The organism is Marinobacter albus (genome assembly GCF_030238305.1).
GTDB lineage: Bacteria > Pseudomonadota > Gammaproteobacteria > Pseudomonadales > Oleiphilaceae > Marinobacter > Marinobacter albus.
Map to the genome: position 1 here is coordinate 2,321,966 of NZ_JASSQD010000001.1, position 16,778 is coordinate 2,338,743.

The window sequence follows — 16,778 nt, forward strand, 5'->3', positions numbered from 1 at the left end:
AAACGGACGTTTGTCAATTTGTTTCTTGTTGGAGAGGCAGAAAAGTCTCTGCGACACGGGCAGACCCGGGTACACGCTTACACTTTTCTGTTAGTTTACGCGTGTAGGAAACACGGCCAAGAGGATTCAGGAACCCTATCTATGAAATTTCATACTTGTTTACAGTCGTCGCCCGCAAGGCGGCCAAAACCGCTTGATTGGCCAGCAAACTTACTTTAACTTCGATCTACGACTTTGGTCCACAATAATAAAACAGCATTACGGAGACTCATCCGATGAAAGACTCTCGCCTGCGGGTTCGCTCCCTGGTAACCGCCCTGATTCTGCTCGCAATTACCTCACTGGGAGTCCGCGCCCAGGAAACTGCCGGCGGATTTCTCTCGGACTTGCACGAATTCCGCGTCAACAATTATATGGCCCTTGACGCCTACTACCGGTTCAGCGCAAACGGAGACACCGAGACGTTGAACGAAATCGTTGTCGGCATTAATTCTGCCAACGACGCCATGAACACGATCATCGAGAGTACCACCGGTGTGTTGTCGGCCGAGCAGATCGAAGGGTTGAACCAGGAATTTGACAAGTTCAAGAGCCTGATGCGCAGCAACATCAATGACGTGCGCAAAACCGGATACCCGGACCTCCGACTCGTTTCCGACATGGCCAACCAGGCATTGACCATGAACAACATGGCCACGGACCTCTACCAGGTTGCCCAGGAAAGCGGGCAGACCGAAACCAGTCCACGTATCGAAGCAGCCCGCTCAGCCGCCGTCAAGATGGCCCAGATGATGGCGAAATATTCGGTTCGGACAAACTCGTCGGTATCCCAGACCTTTCAGGGCTCCGCCACCGAAAAGCCGTTGGACGAGCAGGCCCGCGAGTTTGATCAACTGCTTGCGACCGTCATGCGCGGAGATTCAGGGGCGGAACTAAAGGACGTGATGAATGACGTGTCCTCGAAGTGGGAGTTTATTCGCGGGTCCTACATAAACTACAACGAGAAGAACGTCGGGTTCGTAATCGATCGATACTCCAAGGGTATTCTCAAAGGCCTTTCCACCACGATTGAATTGCTGCAAAGCAACGCTTGACCGTAGCCTTTCTGCTCCTCTGGCGGGCGTAATTGCCCGTCAGAATTCAATTTTCTCCCCCATATATTGATGCGCATCAGTTACCCGCTACACTTTTCGGAATAGATTCGACGTACTATTCTGAACTTATGCCCGCGCACGAAAAGGAGTGATGCGATGTCCGCCTACAAGAAAATGCTTGTTGCCATTGATCTGACCGAAGAAGCTCCACAGGTGTTGAACAAAGCCAAGGCCGTATGTGAGGCCCATGGTGCCGAATTGATGCTTATTCACGTGGTGGAGCCGGTCGGTTACGCGTACGGCGGCGACATCCCTATGGATCTGACGGAACTCCAGGACCAGCTTGATAAAGCGGCGCACGAGCAGCTCGCAAGCTATGGCGACCAACATGGCATCCCCAAGAGCAACCAAATCGTCACCGTAGGCCGGCCGGAATCCGAAATTCACCGACTCGCGAAGGAACAACAGGTGGACCTGGTGATTGTTGGGAGTCACGGCCGAAAGGGCTTTCAACTTCTGCTGGGATCGACCGCTAACGGGGTTTTGCACGGCACTGAATGCGACGTTCTTGCGGTACGAATCAACTAATTCCTGCCAGAGCCCGGGAGAAACGTCCCGGGCTCCAGCTCGTTATCGATCAAAGCCGTAATCGCTACTGCACTTCCCCACCCATCTTGGCTTCAAGTTTTCGTAGCTGACTCTCCAGCGAAAAACTCACACTCGACGCCATCGAGAAGAAGTTCAGCAGTGCCTTCAGATTGCTGTCGCCTTTGCAGACCGAGTGAATTCTCTGCCACAAGGCCTGATTGACCAATTGAAGGCGCTGGTTTCGCTCAACCAACCCTTTGAGCTCCCAATCTGGCTCCTGGTGGTTGCGCTTGGCGAAATATTGCTGCAACAGGTAATGGGATACGCTGCGCATGATAAATTCGTCGCTGTTGGCAAACGGCAGGTGGTGGACCGCCATCGGCTTCAGCTCGGCCAGGACCGGGCAGCCACTGGTTGCCATTTTGAGCCCCAGGAGCGATCTGAGTGCCTCCTCCAGAGCGGTCTGTTTTACGTAGCTGCGACGCTCGTCCTCAACGGTTACCTCAACTTTCTGATAGGCATCGTCAGCCTGAAACGCCTCCACAACCGGTAGAATTTCCGTCGCCGCGGGACAATGCTCCGTTTCACTGGCCTTCAAAGGACAGTTAGAACACTGGCAGTGCTCCAGCTTGACCCAAGAGGGCTGCTTTCCCGACGCCGTAGCCGGCTGGTCGGTCACTTTGAATTCAACGTTACGGCCGCCCTGAAACCTGAAACTGTAATTTACATTCATTGACTCGCCTGTTCCTCCAGCTCCATCCACCGCTCAATCACCTGCTCCAGACGGGCTTCCGTGTCCGTCAACTCTTCAAGAGTGGCCGAGACTTCGTTCGGTGGGCCTGAATAAAAGTCCGAATCCGCAATTGTACTCTGCAGCCTGGCAATTTCCTGTTCCAATGCCTCAATTTTTCCAGGCAATTCATCCAGTTCAAGTTTTAGCTTGTAACTGAGTTTTGCCGATTTGGTTTTTGTCGATTGCCCCTCAGGCTTGGCGGTCGACTTCGCGGCCTTACCCCCAGACCCGGACTGTTTATCCTGTTTGTCCGGCCGATTGCCACTGGCCTCGGACGGAAATCGGCCACCCTGTCGGCGCCAGTCACTGTAGCCACCAACGTACTCCCGAACTTGGCCGGTGCCATCCAGAAATACGGTTTCCGTCACCACATTGTCCAGGAATTCGCGGTCATGACTGATGACAATGACCGTTCCCTTGAACTCCGCCAACTGCTCTTCCAGCAACTCCAGGGTTTCCACATCGAGATCGTTGGTCGGCTCATCCAGAACCAGGATGTTCGCGGGCTTGCTGAACAGCTTGGCCAACAGGAGCCGCGCCCTCTCGCCACCGGAGAAAACCCTCACCGGCGAGCGTGCGCGCTCAGGGGTAAACAGGAATTCCTGTAGATAACCCAGAACGTGCTTGCTCTGGCCATTGATCTCTATGAACTCGCGGCCCTCCGACAGATTATCGAGGGCATTTTTAGACAGGTCCAATTCGCCTCGAAGCTGGTCGAAGTATGCCACCTCGAGGTTGGTTCCGAGGCGCACCGAACCTTCCGTTGGCTCCAGATCCCCGAGCAGCAGGCGCACGAGCGTGGTTTTTCCGGTTCCGTTTTCACCAACCAGTCCGATCTTGTCGCCACGGAACACCGTGAGGTTCAGCCCCCGGATAATGTCGGCGCGATCTGCGTAGCCGAACCCTGCATCCCGGGTTTCGACCACCAGCTTGCCTGATCGCGCCGCATCCTCAACAGCGAAGCTGGCTGTACCGCCGCGAACCCTGCGCTGGCGATGCTCCTCACGCATTGCCTTGAGGGCCCGAACACGCCCCATGTTACGGGTCCTCCGGGCCTTGATGCCCTGGCGGATCCAGGCCTCTTCCTGTTTCAGCCGCTTATCGAAGAGAGCATTCTGCCTTTCCTCCTCTTCGAGTGCCTTTTCCTTCAACTGAAGGTACTTGTCGTAGGTTGCCGCAAAGCTGACAAGCCGCCCCCGGTCCAGCTCAACGATGCGGGTAGCCATGCGGCGGATGAATGCCCGGTCGTGGCTGACGAACAGCATGGCGCCTCGAAACTGCCCAAGGGCCTCCTCAAGCCAGGCAATTGCCGGGACATCAAGATGGTTGGTGGGCTCATCCAACAGAAGGATATCGGGATCACCGACCAGCGCCCGAGCCAACAGCACGCGACGTTGCCAGCCGCCGGAGAGCGTATCGAGCCGGCGCTCCGGGTCAATGCCGTACTGAGCCAGAATGGTGGTAACTTTCTGATCCAGGCGCCATCCATCCAGCGACTCCAATCGCTCCTGTACCTTCATCATCCGGTCGAGGCTGGCTTCATCGCCCTGCTGCGACAGACGGTGGAACTCTGCCAGCAGATCCCCGGTTTCAGGGAAGGCACCGGCAACGACGTCATAAGCTGTTCGCGCGTCCTCAGTCGGAAGGTTCTGGGGAAGAACGGCCAGTACCGCTCCGTCCTCCAGGCGCACCACGCCGCCGTCAGGAACAACCTCGCCACTGACGATCTTCAGCAGGGTCGACTTGCCCTCCCCGTTCCGTCCCAGCAGACACACCCGCTCACCGGCTTCAACAACAAGCGATGCCTGATCAAGCAATGGCTGCATGCCATAGGCCAGGGACACTGAATCCAACGTTAACAATGGCACGTTCGGTTTTACTCCGTTTTGGTGATTTTGACCGGATCGCCCACCCTGATGCGGCCTATCGACTCATGAATTGCGTTCATTCCAAAGATGACGCCGTCTTCGGTGCGCCTGTATCTCGACAGGGTTCGTAGCGGCTGAACAGACGCATCCTTGGTGCCCGCATCCGGATCAACGGTCGTCATTACACAGCGTGAACAAGGCTTGACGAGATCGAACGCGTTATCACCCACGTTCAGGGCGCGCCAATGATCTTCAGCCCAGGGCCCGGCACCTTCAACGACAATGTTTGGCCGGAACCGTCGCATCTCAACCGGCTCATCTAGACGGCCGTTCAGTTCTTCTAGGGAGGCGAGATTGGTAATCAACAGCGGAAAGCCGTCGGCGAAACTGACACGACGCAAGTCCTGTAAACGGGCGGCATCGACCCTCCGAAAAGATTCGTCAGGCATGTAAACAAATCTCAGGGATTTGCCACAAAAGCGACTGAGTGCTTCACTGGCTTCTGCCTGTCCGACCAGCGCCTGAGTCCAGTCCCGCCAGACCAGCGCTCTCAGGGTTTCCTCCGAGACCCTCAGCGCATACCTGCCCTGCTCCGGGATCTCCACTTCGACGTTCCCCTGAACAAGGTAGACTCGAATTCGTGCGAGTTCGGGATGATTGCGCTGAGTCACGAAATGCCGATCATCATCGATGATCATCCATCTTCGGTCCCCGACCGGACCAAAATCGTCCAGCGCGAATTCCCCAACTGCAATCCCTGCAAGGGACTTGACCGGATAAATCCACAGCGAATGGACATTCATGTAGGTACGCCTCCGGTTCTGTCGCAGCTCAGAGATAGAGCTGCCGATTATACCTGAGCAGGCCGGGCCACGCCGAGTTTGAGAGTACCAGAAACGAAAAAACCCGGTTTCTTTCGAAACCGGGTTTTGAAATCTGGAGCGGGAAACGAGATTCGAACTCGCGACCCCAACCTTGGCAAGGTTGTGCTCTACCAACTGAGCTATTCCCGCAATGCTGAACGGTTGATACCGACAACGGAGGCGTATTCTACGGATCAGGCGGCGGCCGTCAACCTCTTTTTCCCAACTTTTTTATTGTTCTTTTCGTCTCGCCAACTAACTGTTTATAAGGTAACCAGTATTGCCCTGATGGACCGTTGGGTCAGCCCTGATTTCCGGCATCCTCTGCCTGCCCCGCGACTTTACCATCGGAACAGTTCAGGAATTCAGAGCTTTAAAGCCACACCTTGTCGGGATAGTACTTGAACACCAATTGCCCGCCTTTGAGGCTATCGACTACCCGCTCGATTACCTGATTATCAGCGGCCGGACACCCATGGCTCCGGCCAATTCTGCCGTACCTGCTCAGCCAGGTTTCATTCACGTATTCAGCACCATGGATAATGATAGCCAGTCGATCGGGCATCGCGACGCCTGCCGACACAGCACAACGGGAGGCACTCAAGGCCGTTTGAAGCACTATTCCGTCCAGCATGGGCGCGGCCGCGGCTAAACGTCCCAGAAGACCATGGTCCAGAGAACCGGCATGTGAGGCGAATGAAAGACCGGCGCAAAGTGCCATCGCAAGAACAGGGCGTAGACATCGTCCCAAAAAGAGCAGCAGTTTCCTCAAGTAAGACGCGGGAGCAAAGGCGTCAGACCCCGACACCCAAGGCCAGATCGACGATCCTGTCGACGGCCTTTTGAAGCGAATCCTCTTCACCCTCCGGTAGACCAAGAAGGATGTCGTATCCCATACCCAGGGCTACGTTGACGATCAGGGCGGCATCTCGTTGAGGCAGGGGCGAATCCAGCCGCGCAAGCAGGCGCTCCAGCCCGGCCATCCATGCCTGCCGATAGCTGCGCGCGAGCTTTGCAAGTCGCTCATCCCGAAGGGCCTCAAGCAGAAAAACCTGTTCGGCGAGAATACGCTCACGGCCTTCCGAAAACTGACTTTCAAGGTAGGCCGACGCAATGGCCGAGAGACGCCGAGCAAGGTGCCAGCGATCCGGACTTGTTCGTAACAGCTGCTCGGGCGGCAGGCTATCAAGAACCAGATTGATCGTATCGTAAAAGGCCTGAAGGTCACCGCTGGCCTTTTCCGCAAAGAACAGAAAGGCATCGCTGATGAGCTCACCGATGTCCCGGAAATAATACGTGGTCGCTGCCAGGGGGACATTGGCCTCCTTCGCAACGGAGCGATGCTTGATGCCACGGATACCATCCCGGGCCGCAATCCTCAACGTCGCCTCAAGGATTTCCCGCCTGCGTACTTCGCTTTTTGCCCGGGTAACCCGACGCCCCCGATAGCCCGGAGACTGCTCACTGACATTCTGACCTGACCCGATATCACAAACTCCTGCAAGGCTCGACTGTTCCTCTGCCATTTGCTGTTCCATCAATCCCTTTTCCCGGTTTATCACCAAGTATGACCGAAGCAAAGGGGCCAAACATTGATAGGTTCTGCACTTTTTGATTAGTCGAAGGGCTGGCTCATTGGCCAAATCTGCGCCCGCCAGCAAGATACGCTTCTTCTTCATCCGTGGAGTTTCGGCCCAAGGCCTTATTTCGGTGAGGAAAACGCGCGAAACGCTTGATAATGTCGTGGTGGTCCCGAGCCGACTGTGCAAAGCTTTCCAGGAAATCACCCAGGATGCCCGACTCTGACGCCGCCAGCTGTTCATAGCACTCCACAGACGTCCGCTGATCCTCAAGGCGCTCAGAATGCTGCAGAGGCATGTACAGAAAGGCTCTCTGAACCGGAGCAAGGGCGACATCCTGCCCTTTTCTCATCGCCTGCCTGCACAATTTCCGCGCCTGGACGTCCTGGTCAAACGCCATGGCCGCGCCCCTGAAAATATTCCGGGAGAACTGATCGAGCAGAATTATCTCAGCCAGAATTCCACCCGGTTCACGCCGCCAGTGATCGAGACCCTGCTCCGAGGCAAACAGGACCATGGATAGAAACCGCCTTCGAATTTCCTGGTCGAATCTTCGATCAGACCTGAACCACCGGTTACGATGATCGCGGTCGGGCAGCCCCTCGCCATCAAGTTCTCCAAACCAGAAATCCAGAATCTCTTTCCAATCGAACATTACCCGGTACCCTGCTATTTTAAAGGTCTGTGCACGCCGCTCGCGGGTGAGCGGTGAAGGTGTACGACAGGCCGCTTAACCACGATGACTCAGGAGAGCTGATGAGCAACCGCATTATTCTGTTAGCACACGGAAGCAGTGACAAGCGCTGGTGTGAGACCTTTGAACATCTTGCCACGCCGACCCTGGAAGCGGTATCAGACTCACGCATCGCCTACATGGAACTGGCCGAACCCTCGCTGGATGACATTGTGGCAGAGGGTGTGGCAGAGGGTGCATACCGCTTCACTATCGTGCCGCTCTTTCTCGCGGCCGGCCGGCACCTTCGCAAAGACGTGCCGGCCATGATCAAAACTCTTGAGGAAAGGTATCAGGTCCGTATTGAACTGGCTCCACCGGTTGGTGAGAACCCGCAGCTGGGTGAAGCCATCAAAGGCGTGGTTCTGCACCAGTTGGCCGAAACAGACGAGTGAGGCGGGTGACACCCAGGGAGCGCCCACCAGCACCAGCGGCAACCAGCAAGGAGGACGAGACCGATGAATAAACGCATTCTGATTACCGGAGGCACAGGCTTCATAGGCAGGGTTCTGTGTCAGGAGCTGCTCGGGCGCGGTTACGAACTGACCGTGTTCAGCCGCCAGACCCCGGAAGATGTATTGGCCACCTGCGGTCGCGTTGAAGCAACGCGGGATCTCAATCAGCTCCGGTCGCACCCGGGCTTCGATGCCGTGATCAATCTCGCTGGCGAGGGGATTGCGGATAAGCGATGGTCAGAACAGCGAAAACGGCAATTGAGGGACAGCCGGATTGGCGTTACGGAAGTTCTTGTGGACGTAATCCGCAGCTGGGAAACGCTACCCGATGTCCTGGTCTCGGGTTCGGCTGTGGGTTTTTACGGGGATCAGGGGGCTTCGGTGGTTACCGAAGAAACGTCTCCCCATGACGAATTCACCCATCGGCTGTGTCGGGACTGGGAAAACGCCGCACTGGCCTTGAATGGCCAGAAGGTCCGGATCTGTTTATCCAGAACCGGTGTCGTGGCAGGACCGGGCGGCGGCTTCCTCGCCCGAATGGTTCCGCCTTTCCGGCTTGGCCTTGGTGGCAGGCTGGGAAGCGGGCAACAATTCATGCCCTGGGTACACCGACAGGATGTTGTCGGCGCTTTGATCTGGATGCTTGAAAACGAGGAGGCCGCCGGGCCTTATAATGTTGTCAGTCCGGAGCCGGTTACTAACGCCGAATTTACCCGGTGTCTTGGTAGGGTTCTACATCGACCGACGCTCTTCCCCGCCCCAGCCCCGGTTTTACGCGTGGCTCTGGGCGAAATGGCCCGCCTCTTACTGACAGGCCAACAGGCGATCCCGGCCAAGCTGACCGGACAGGGTTTTCAATTCCGCTACCCGGAACTTGAACCGGCCCTGTCAAATTGCGTGCAATAATCCGGACAGGACATTTCACCTCGAAATTTTCTAAAAAAAGGCGTTGACACTATCGGGAGGCTTACTTAATATACGCGCCACCTCGACGAGGCAAGGTTTTGAAAACGTTGCGTCCCCTTCGTCTAGTGGCCTAGGACTCCGCCCTTTCACGGCGGCAACAGGGGTTCGAACCCCCTAGGGGACGCCATTTCTTCTCCTTGGCAGGAAGGCTTTTCCGTCTACCGTCAGACCGGTTTACCACCCTGCTTTCCCTTTTCTTCTGGCCCTCGGCCATGTGCTTTCTGGTCCTTCATCACGAAGAGCCCAACACCTACGAAAAAACCCAGAACCAGCAGCACCGCAACAATACCCGCGATAACGACAGCATCCATATACATTTTGCGTTCTCCAACTAATCAGTTACTTGACTAGGTTCAGATTACGCCCGCTTGGAATCAGGGGTATTGATCCACATCAACCGAAAGGTTTCGTCGAGCCGTTTTAAAATACTGAACCCGGACACATTTCTCTCGATTTTTCCTGTATTTGCAGAGCAACGGAGAGGAACTGCTGCTATAGTCGGAAAGGTAAACATACCTCCGTTCCCCTAAACCAGACTGGGTGGCAGAAGTTCACGGCATGCCAAAACTGTCGACGCGGCTCCAACGTTTCCGAAAAGGCTCCCCCCTATCCTTCAGGCTGCTAGCGTGGATAATTCTGTTCAGCTCAGTTTTTACCCTGATCGCCTCGGGCATCCAGATATACTCCGACTACCGCAAAGACCTTTCCCAGATCGATAACCGCATGAAGGTTGTTGAGTCAGGCTACGCCTCCAGCCTGGCCAGAAGCCTCTGGGCCCTGGACCAGAAACTGCTGCAAACACAGATGGAAGGAATACTCAGCCTCCCGGACATCGTGCACCTGAGGCTAAAGATAGAACCGGACTCAGAGCTGGTGATGGGCGATATAGACCGTGGTGCGCAAACCAGATCCCACAGCTTCAGCCTGGTCCATCAGGGCGACGAAATGTTCAAGCTGGGCGAGCTCACTGTGACAGCGGACCTCGGTCGGGTCTATGAAGAGATGGAACGGAAGGTCGGCATCATTCTGGCGACCCAGTTTCTGAAGACCTTTTTTGTATCGATCCTGATTATCCTGATTTTCCAGCACTTCGTTACGCGACACTTGTCTTCAATGGCGGATTACGCCCGTGATTTTTCGCTGACCAACCTCTCACGCCCCCTGGTCCTAGATCGCCCGGACACTCCGTCAAACCGGAACGACGAGCTCGGACGGGTAACTGAGGCCATCAATCAGATGCGGGAACGGCTGAATGACGATCTCGAGCGCCAGGAGCGGGACGCCGCTGAGATCCACAAGTTTTCCAAGGCGATTGAACAGAGCCCCTCCTCGGTGCTGATCTGTGATCGCCAGTGGCGAATCGAATTCGCCAACCAGAAATTCACGCAACTGACCGGCTATGACGCCAAGTCGATCCTCGGCAATCACCCCGGGTCACTGGGCGAGGGAAATGTCGAGAACCGCGAGAGTCGGCACCTGTGGCAATCGATCCGGCTCCAGGTGCAGCGCGTCGGCGTTTGGCAGGGGGAAGTAAACAGTGTCAGGAAAAACGGCGAGCGGTTCTGGGAGCAGTTGATTGTCACTCCCATCAAGGATGCCTCCGGCCAGGCCACCGGCTACCTGATTCTGGGTGAGGACATCAGTATCCGTAAACGCTATGAGCAACAACTTTTGCGTCAGGCGAACTACGACATCCTGACGGGCCTCCCCAATCGAATGCTTGCCCTGGACCGACTCAAGCTCGCGTTGGCCCAGGCACGACGTGAGAATACCCTGGTGGGGGTAATGTTCCTGGATCTGGACAATTTCAAGCACATCAACGACACCCTGGGCCACGATGCCGGCGACAATCTGCTGGTTGAGGCCGCGCGCCGGATTTCAAGCTGTCTGCGGGGTACCAGCACGGTTGCCCGGTTGGGTGGCGACGAGTTCCTGGTTATCCTGCCCGGTCTGAACGGGGCTGATGCCTCCTATCAGGTCGCCGATCGAATCCTGAAAACTTTCTCGCCTCCTTACATCCTGAATGGCCAGGAGGTGTTCGTCACCACCAGTATCGGCATCGCCATCTTCCCAACTGACTCCGACAACAGCGGGACCCTCCTCCAGCACGCGGACGCGGCCATGTATCAGGCCAAGCACAAGGGCAAGAGTTCATACGCCCATTTTGCCCCCGAAATGACCGAGGTATCCCACGAACGGCTGCAAATGGAATCTCGCATGAGACGGGCCCTGGAGCTTAACGAGTTCGAACTGAACTTCCAGCCCATTGTCCACACAGATTCCGGTAATTTGTGTTCTGTCGAAGCCCTGCTGCGCTGGAACAATCCAACCATGGGCACGGTCATGCCTGACCGGTTCATTCCATTGGCTGAGGAAACCGGGCTTATCATTCCCATCGGCGAATGGGTTTTGGAAGAGGCGTGTAAAACGGCTGTTTCCTGGAAGGAAATCACAGGCCGGGATGTGGGAATTTCCGTCAACGTTTCGCCCCGCCAATTCCGGGATCCGGGCTTCACCGATATTGTCATGAGGGCCTTGTCCAACAGTGGGCTTGCCGCCAACCAGCTCGAGCTGGAAATAACCGAGCGCCTGATCCTCGACAACTCCATTGAGACCGCTGAAATACTACGCCAGCTTGACCGGGCCGGCATTCGTCTGTCTGTGGATGATTTCGGCACCGGTTATTCGGCGCTCAGTTACCTGAAGAGTTACCCTTTTGACACCCTGAAAATCGACAAATCCTTCGTGCAGGATGTCATGAAGGAACCCGAGGATGCCTCGCTGGTTCGCGCTATTATAAACATGGCCCACAGCCTCGGGCTGCGCGTGATAGCCGAAGGTGTCGAGGAAGAAGCCCAAACGCACTTCCTTAAACAGGAAGGCTGTGACTTTTCCCAAGGCTACTTCTACAGTCGCCCCCTGCCCGCGCGTGACTTTGAAAGCTGGCTCAAAACCAACCAGCGCGTACAGATCTGAACAGCAGGACCACCGGAACCATGGAAGCCAATATACTCGTCGTCAATTGCGGCAGTTCCTCACTGAAGCTTGCGGTGTTCGACCGCCTCCACAACAAGCTGGTTTCAGCTCTGGCCGAACGACTGAACACGGACGATGCCTTCGTAAACATCGCCCATGCCGACGAGCCAATCTCGTTGCCGGCAGGCGCCTCACATGAAACCGCTCTGCGGGCATTGATTGACGCTCTGAGGGATCGAGGAATTCTGGCTCAGGATCCGGCGGCAATTGGTCACCGTGTCGTTCACGGTGGCGAAACCTTTCGAGGAGCGGCACTACTGGATGACGACGCCATTGCGGCCATCGGGGAATGCGCAGGCCTGGCCCCCCTGCACAACCCGGTTAACCTGGCTGGTATCGCAGCGACGCGCACCCTTTATCCGAACGTTCCCCAGGTCGCCGTCTTCGATACCGCGTTTCATCAAACCCTGCCGCCCCGGGCTTTCCTCTATGCTTTGCCGGAAGCCTACTACCGTGACTGGGCGGTTCGCCGATACGGTTTCCATGGCACCAGTCACTATTTTATGTCCCGGGAAGCCGCTCGACTCCTGGGACTTACTCCCGCGACCACATCAATCATCTCTGCACACCTTGGCAATGGCTGCAGTATCAGCGCCATCCGGGACGGCATCAGTGTTGATACCAGTATGGGTCTGACGCCGCTGGAGGGCCTCGTCATGGGCACGCGTAGCGGGGACGTCGATCCCGGATTGTTTGATTACCTGGCAGGAAAAGGCGTCTCTGCGGCCGAACTTCACGAGGTCCTGAATAAACAGAGCGGTCTGCTCGGGTTGTCAGGTCAATCAAACGACATGAGATCCCTTTGCGAACTTGCCGAGCACGGACACAAGCCCTCGGAACTGGCGATCGACGTTTTCTGTTTCCGGCTAGCCAAATACATAGGCGCCATGATGGCCTCATTGACAGCGCTTGATGCCTTGGTATTTACCGGTGGTATTGGCGAAAACAGCTCGCAGGTAAGGCAACAGACGTTGAGCCACCTTCGGCTTCTGGGATTCGAGCTCGACCCGGAACTGAATCAATCCAACGGCCTTTACAGCGACGGTCGGATCGACAGTGCGGATTCCCGCTTCCCGGTACTGGTCATCCCCACCAACGAAGAGTTGGTGATCGCCCGAGAAGCACTTCGCCTCGCTGAAAAGTCTCAACCGGTGTGACGCCCCACCGATCAGGAATCTGATATGGCAAAAAGTCTCTTTATCGCACCAACCACCATGAACTCGGGCCTAACCTCTGTCTGTCTGGGCTTGCTCCGCGCCCTGGAACGGGTCGGCGTCAGTGTTGGTTTTTACAAACCTTTCCATCAATCAGTCCACCACGGGGAATCCATCCATAACGACGGCAAGGACACCTCGGTTGAATTTGTCAGGGCTCGCAGCAATCTCGAACCACCGGAACCCATCAATCTGAAACAGGCCCAGCACCTGATCAACCGGGGCAAATCTGACCAATTGATGGAAACCATCGTGGGTGAATACCAGAAAGTCGCCAGAGACTTTGATGTCGTAGTCATTGAGGGCCTGGTCCCGGACCGCAGCGAAGCCTACATTGCCCGGCTGAACGTCGAGGTTGCACGAAATCTGGGCTCCGAGGTGATCCTGGTGAGCACACCAGAGGATAGCGATGCCGAGGCGCTGGACGAAGAACTCGACTTTTCGGCAAGACTCTTTGCCGCCCCCTCCGACCCAGACGTCATCGCGGTAATCCTCAACAAGGTAGGCGAGCCCGAGCAGTCGGGGCTTTCGCTGCAACGTTCATCCACGCCGACGACCGGGATGGCGGACTACCGTAAGGAGTGCAAGGTGTTCAGTGAGAATCGCTTCCGGCTTCTGGCGGAGATTCCCTGGCAGCCCGAACTGTTGGCGCCCCGGGTATCTGATATAGCGCGCGAACTGGACATCCAGGTCCTCAACGAGGGGCAGATGCAGAGCCGTCGTGTCCAGAACGTCTCGGTCTGCGCCAGGACAATCCGAAACATGACTGAGACACTCAGACCAGGGACACTTCTAGTCACCCCCGGAGACCGCGAGGACATTGTTGTTACCACGGCCGTTGCGGCCCTGAATGGTGTCCCGCTGGCAGGCCTCATGTTGACGGGCGGTCTTATGCCGGACTCGCGAGTTATCGAACTGTGCCGGCGGGCTCTGGACACCGGATTGCCGGTTCTGGGTTCGGTTAACAACACCTATGAAACCGCACATATGCTGGCGAATCTCTCGGCAGCCATCCCGGTCGACGACCCGGACCGCATCGAGAAAGCCATGGAGATGGTCGCCACTCGAATCGATACCGACTGGCTCCAGAATCACCTGAAGGTCCAGCGTCAGAGCCGGCTATCACCCCCGGCATTCCGCCATCATTTGTCCGAACGCGCTCGCGCTGCCAACAAACGAATCGTTCTGCCGGAAGGCAGCGAACCGCGCACCATTCAGGCGGCGATCATATGCCACCAACGCGGGCTGGCCCGTTGCGTCCTGATTGGCGAAGCCTCCGAGATTCGCAACGTCGCAGTGTCCCACGGCTTAACACTGCCAGAGGACATGGAGATCATTGACCCGGCCGAGGTACGCAGTGCGTATGTCGCCCCCATGGTGGAGCTCCGCAAGCATAAGGGACTGGCTCCAGACATGGCCGAAGCCATGCTCGAGGACAACGTGGTGCTCGGTACGATGATGGTGGCCCAGGACGAGGCTGACGGCCTGGTCTCCGGTGCGATCCATACCACCGCCAACACCGTCAGACCTGCCCTGCAGCTGATCAAGACCCATGAACACGCCCGGGTGGTGTCTTCGGTCTTCTTTATGCTGTTGCCGGACCAGGTTGTCGTCTATGGCGACTGCGCCATCAACCCCGATCCCAATGCCGAGGAGCTGGCGGATATTGCCATTCAGAGTGCGGAATCGGCGGAAGCCTTCGGCATCGAACCGGTGGTGGCCATGATCAGCTACAGTACAGGCGAGTCCGGAACCGGACAGGATGTCGACAAGGTACGCGAAGCGACCCGTATTGCCCGGGAGCGCCGCCCGGACCTGCTCATCGACGGGCCACTGCAATACGATGCCGCTGCCATCGAGAGCGTTGCCAAAAGCAAGGCCCCGGACAGCGAGGTGGCGGGAAAAGCGACGGTCTTTGTATTTCCGGACCTGAATACTGGCAACACGACTTACAAAGCGGTTCAGCGCAGCGCCAATGTCGTCAGCATTGGCCCCATGCTTCAGGGCCTCAGGAAACCCGTTAACGATTTGTCCCGCGGTGCCCTGGTGGAGGATATCGTATTCACCATCGCACTGACCGCAGTCCAGGCACAGCAGGTCGCCGCTGTGAAATCGAAATGAACAGGGCCGGGTAATCCGGCCCTGAATTACCGCTTGAGGCTCTTCTGGCGGGTTTTCTTGATCCGCCGCCCCTTCTTGAGGTCGTTATCTTTCTTGACCTTCTGCCGGGGCGTAAGCCTGTCGACCTTGCCCGCGAACGGGTTCTCGCCCGATTTGAACTCGAACCGGATGGGGGAGCCCGTTACGTTGAGAACCTTGCGAAAGGTATTTTCCAGATAGCGTTTGTAAGCCCCTGGCAGGGCATCAACCTGGTTACCATGCACAACGATGACCGGCGGATTTGAGCCGCCCTGGTGCGCAAAACGAAGCTTGATTCTGCGCCCGTGAACCATGGGTGGTTGATGCTGGGCCACGGCGTCCTGAAGAATTGCCGTCAGTCGGTTGGTCGGCCATTTGGCCATGGCGGACTCGAAACAGGCCTGCACAGAGTCGTACATAACCCCGACCCCGGAGCCATGAAGCGCTGAAATGTAGTGTTTGTCGGCGTAATCCAGAAAGTCCAGGCGGCGCTGGACCTGCTCCTTGACCCGGGCACGGTCTTCCGGATCCATCCCATCCCATTTATTGACAGCGATGACCAGCGAGCGGCCGGCGTCCAGAACAAAACCGATGAGGTGAAGGTCCTGGTCCACCAACCCTTCCCGGGCATCTATGACCAGGATAACAACATGCGCATCGTCTATGGCCTGCAGGGTTTTGATGATCGAAAATTTCTCGACCGTTTCCCGAACATTTTTCCGCCTACGGACGCCGGCGGTGTCAATCAGGGTATATTCGTGCCCCTGTCGCTCATAGGGAATGTAGACGCTGTCCCGGGTAGTACCCGGCATGTCATACACCACGACCCGGTCCTCGCCCAGCATGCGATTGACCAGGGTCGATTTACCCACATTAGGACGACCTACGACGCCAATCCGGATGCCGGGGTACCGATCCGCCCGATCCGCCTCCTCTCGCTCTTCCTCTGACGGCAGCAGCAGTTCGAGCATGGAACGGATCCCCCGATTGTGGGAGGCCGCAATCAGAAAGGTGGAGTCGAAGCCAAGGCTGTAGAAATCCGCTGCCGCGATGTCGGGGTCCTGGCCGTCTGTTTTGTTAACCACCAGGTGAGCCTGTTTGCCCGAGCGCCGGAGGTGATTCGCTATGGATTCATCACCCGCCGTCAGGCCGGAGCGGCCATCCACCAGGAACAGCACAATGTCGGCTTCTTCCACCGCCTGCAGAGACTGTCTGGCCATCTCTGCATCCAGCCCCTGTTCGTCGCCGGTCAAACCACCGGTATCGATAACAATAAACCGCTGGCCCTCGTAGTTGCCCTCGCCATACTTCCGGTCACGGGTCAGTCCCGGAAAATCCGCGACCAGGGCGTCCCGGGACCGGGTCATCTGGTTAAACAGGGTTGACTTGCCAACATTCGGGCGGCCGACAAGGGCAATTACTGGGGTCATAATAAATCGCTATGCAAAA

At 56.7% G+C, this 16,778-nt stretch carries 15 protein-coding genes and 2 tRNA genes; 8 read left to right on the forward strand and 9 right to left on the reverse strand.

What is annotated here, in order from left to right; translation table 11 throughout:
* The first annotated feature begins 275 nt into the window (after nt 1–275).
* Nucleotides 276–1,094 (forward strand): hypothetical protein, encoded by an 819-nt coding sequence (locus QQF73_RS10760; RefSeq protein ID WP_219865467.1) that lies wholly within the window; start codon nt 276–278, stop codon nt 1,092–1,094.
* A 156-nt stretch (nt 1,095–1,250) separates the two neighbouring features.
* Complete coding sequence (locus QQF73_RS10765; protein WP_285368198.1) at nt 1,251–1,682, forward strand: universal stress protein; 432 nt, start codon at nt 1,251–1,253, stop codon at nt 1,680–1,682.
* 64 nt (nt 1,683–1,746) lie between these two features.
* On the opposite strand, the gene QQF73_RS10770 is transcribed toward QQF73_RS10765, so the two are convergent.
* The 7 genes from QQF73_RS10770 to QQF73_RS10800 all read right to left on the reverse strand — a co-directional run bounded on the left by QQF73_RS10770 (nt 1,747) and on the right by QQF73_RS10800 (nt 7,441).
* Nucleotides 1,747–2,415: a DUF6901 family protein gene (locus QQF73_RS10770; RefSeq protein ID WP_219865465.1), complete on the reverse strand. Its 669-nt coding sequence runs from the start codon at nt 2,413–2,415 to the stop codon at nt 1,747–1,749.
* Nucleotides 2,412–4,343, reverse strand: a complete 1,932-nt coding sequence (locus QQF73_RS10775) for an ATP-binding cassette domain-containing protein (protein WP_285368199.1) — start codon at nt 4,341–4,343, stop codon at nt 2,412–2,414. Before QQF73_RS10775 ends, QQF73_RS10770 begins: the two co-directional genes overlap by 4 nt.
* Nucleotides 4,344–4,351: 8 nt before the next feature.
* Entirely contained in the window at nt 4,352–5,146 is a 795-nt protein-coding gene (locus QQF73_RS10780; RefSeq protein ID WP_219865464.1) for an MOSC domain-containing protein, read from the reverse strand.
* 134 nt (nt 5,147–5,280) lie between these two features.
* Nucleotides 5,281–5,356 (reverse strand) — tRNA-Gly (locus QQF73_RS10785).
* 223 nt (nt 5,357–5,579) lie between these two features.
* Nucleotides 5,580–5,771: a murein L,D-transpeptidase catalytic domain-containing protein gene (locus QQF73_RS10790; RefSeq protein WP_228743153.1), complete on the reverse strand. Its 192-nt coding sequence runs from the start codon at nt 5,769–5,771 to the stop codon at nt 5,580–5,582.
* A 229-nt stretch (nt 5,772–6,000) separates the two neighbouring features.
* On the reverse strand, nt 6,001–6,744 hold the full coding sequence (locus QQF73_RS10795) for a TetR/AcrR family transcriptional regulator (protein WP_228743151.1): 744 nt from the start codon (nt 6,742–6,744) through the stop codon (nt 6,001–6,003).
* A gap of 94 nt (nt 6,745–6,838) precedes the next feature.
* On the reverse strand, nt 6,839–7,441 hold the full coding sequence (locus QQF73_RS10800; RefSeq protein ID WP_219865462.1) for a DUF924 family protein: 603 nt from the start codon (nt 7,439–7,441) through the stop codon (nt 6,839–6,841).
* A 101-nt stretch (nt 7,442–7,542) separates the two neighbouring features.
* On the opposite strand from QQF73_RS10800, the gene QQF73_RS10805 reads away from it, so the two are divergent.
* The 3 genes from QQF73_RS10805 to QQF73_RS10815 all read left to right on the forward strand — a co-directional run bounded on the left by QQF73_RS10805 (nt 7,543) and on the right by QQF73_RS10815 (nt 9,067).
* Nucleotides 7,543–7,914, forward strand: coding sequence for a sirohydrochlorin chelatase (locus QQF73_RS10805; protein WP_219865461.1), 372 nt, complete (start codon nt 7,543–7,545; stop codon nt 7,912–7,914).
* 63 nt (nt 7,915–7,977) lie between these two features.
* Nucleotides 7,978–8,880: a TIGR01777 family oxidoreductase gene (locus QQF73_RS10810; RefSeq protein WP_285368200.1), complete on the forward strand. Its 903-nt coding sequence runs from the start codon at nt 7,978–7,980 to the stop codon at nt 8,878–8,880.
* A gap of 111 nt (nt 8,881–8,991) precedes the next feature.
* Nucleotides 8,992–9,067: transfer RNA gene (locus tag QQF73_RS10815), tRNA-Glu, on the forward strand.
* A gap of 37 nt (nt 9,068–9,104) precedes the next feature.
* Here QQF73_RS10815 and ccoM read toward each other — a convergent pair.
* Nucleotides 9,105–9,257, reverse strand: coding sequence for a cytochrome c oxidase subunit CcoM (gene ccoM / locus QQF73_RS10820; protein WP_285368201.1), 153 nt, complete (start codon nt 9,255–9,257; stop codon nt 9,105–9,107).
* 241 nt (nt 9,258–9,498) lie between these two features.
* Here ccoM and QQF73_RS10825 point away from each other — a divergent pair, with 241 nt between their 5' ends.
* From QQF73_RS10825 to pta, 3 genes are read left to right on the forward strand one after another with little or no spacing between them, the layout of a single operon-like run.
* Nucleotides 9,499–11,916 (forward strand): bifunctional diguanylate cyclase/phosphodiesterase, encoded by a 2,418-nt coding sequence (locus QQF73_RS10825; RefSeq protein WP_285368202.1) that lies wholly within the window; start codon nt 9,499–9,501, stop codon nt 11,914–11,916.
* Nucleotides 11,917–11,936: 20 nt separating this feature from the next.
* Nucleotides 11,937–13,133 carry an acetate/propionate family kinase gene (locus QQF73_RS10830; RefSeq protein WP_285368203.1) on the forward strand — a complete coding sequence of 399 codons (1,197 nt, stop codon included), beginning with the start codon at nt 11,937–11,939 and terminating at the stop codon, nt 13,131–13,133.
* 24 nt (nt 13,134–13,157) lie between these two features.
* Nucleotides 13,158–15,311 (forward strand): phosphate acetyltransferase, encoded by a 2,154-nt coding sequence (pta, locus tag QQF73_RS10835; protein ID WP_285368204.1) that lies wholly within the window; start codon nt 13,158–13,160, stop codon nt 15,309–15,311.
* Nucleotides 15,312–15,337: 26 nt separating this feature from the next.
* Here the strand turns inward: pta and der are convergent, their stop codons facing one another.
* Nucleotides 15,338–16,759: a ribosome biogenesis GTPase Der gene (gene der, locus QQF73_RS10840; RefSeq protein WP_219865455.1), complete on the reverse strand. Its 1,422-nt coding sequence runs from the start codon at nt 16,757–16,759 to the stop codon at nt 15,338–15,340.
* Between the last annotated feature and the right edge of the window lie 19 nt (nt 16,760–16,778).

Bases quoted from the DNA above. Each gene is read 5' to 3' on its own strand.
- QQF73_RS10800 (WP_219865462.1), bottom strand. From the start codon at position 7,441: ATGTTCGATTGGAAAGAGATTCTGGATTTCTGGTTTGGAGAACTTGAT.
- ccoM (WP_285368201.1), bottom strand. From the start codon at position 9,257: ATGTATATGGATGCTGTCGTTATCGCGGGTATTGTTGCGGTGCTGCTG.
- QQF73_RS10760 (WP_219865467.1), top strand. From the start codon at position 276: ATGAAAGACTCTCGCCTGCGGGTTCGCTCCCTGGTAACCGCCCTGATT.
- QQF73_RS10810 (WP_285368200.1), top strand. From the start codon at position 7,978: ATGAATAAACGCATTCTGATTACCGGAGGCACAGGCTTCATAGGCAGG.
- QQF73_RS10770 (WP_219865465.1), bottom strand. From the start codon at position 2,415: ATGAATGTAAATTACAGTTTCAGGTTTCAGGGCGGCCGTAACGTTGAA.
- QQF73_RS10825 (WP_285368202.1), top strand. From the start codon at position 9,499: ATGCCAAAACTGTCGACGCGGCTCCAACGTTTCCGAAAAGGCTCCCCC.
- der (WP_219865455.1), bottom strand. From the start codon at position 16,759: ATGACCCCAGTAATTGCCCTTGTCGGCCGCCCGAATGTTGGCAAGTCA.
- pta (WP_285368204.1), top strand. From the start codon at position 13,158: ATGGCAAAAAGTCTCTTTATCGCACCAACCACCATGAACTCGGGCCTA.
- QQF73_RS10795 (WP_228743151.1), bottom strand. From the start codon at position 6,744: ATGGAACAGCAAATGGCAGAGGAACAGTCGAGCCTTGCAGGAGTTTGT.
- QQF73_RS10830 (WP_285368203.1), top strand. From the start codon at position 11,937: ATGGAAGCCAATATACTCGTCGTCAATTGCGGCAGTTCCTCACTGAAG.
- QQF73_RS10805 (WP_219865461.1), top strand. From the start codon at position 7,543: ATGAGCAACCGCATTATTCTGTTAGCACACGGAAGCAGTGACAAGCGC.
- QQF73_RS10765 (WP_285368198.1), top strand. From the start codon at position 1,251: ATGTCCGCCTACAAGAAAATGCTTGTTGCCATTGATCTGACCGAAGAA.
- QQF73_RS10790 (WP_228743153.1), bottom strand. From the start codon at position 5,771: ATGCCCGATCGACTGGCTATCATTATCCATGGTGCTGAATACGTGAAT.
- QQF73_RS10780 (WP_219865464.1), bottom strand. From the start codon at position 5,146: ATGAATGTCCATTCGCTGTGGATTTATCCGGTCAAGTCCCTTGCAGGG.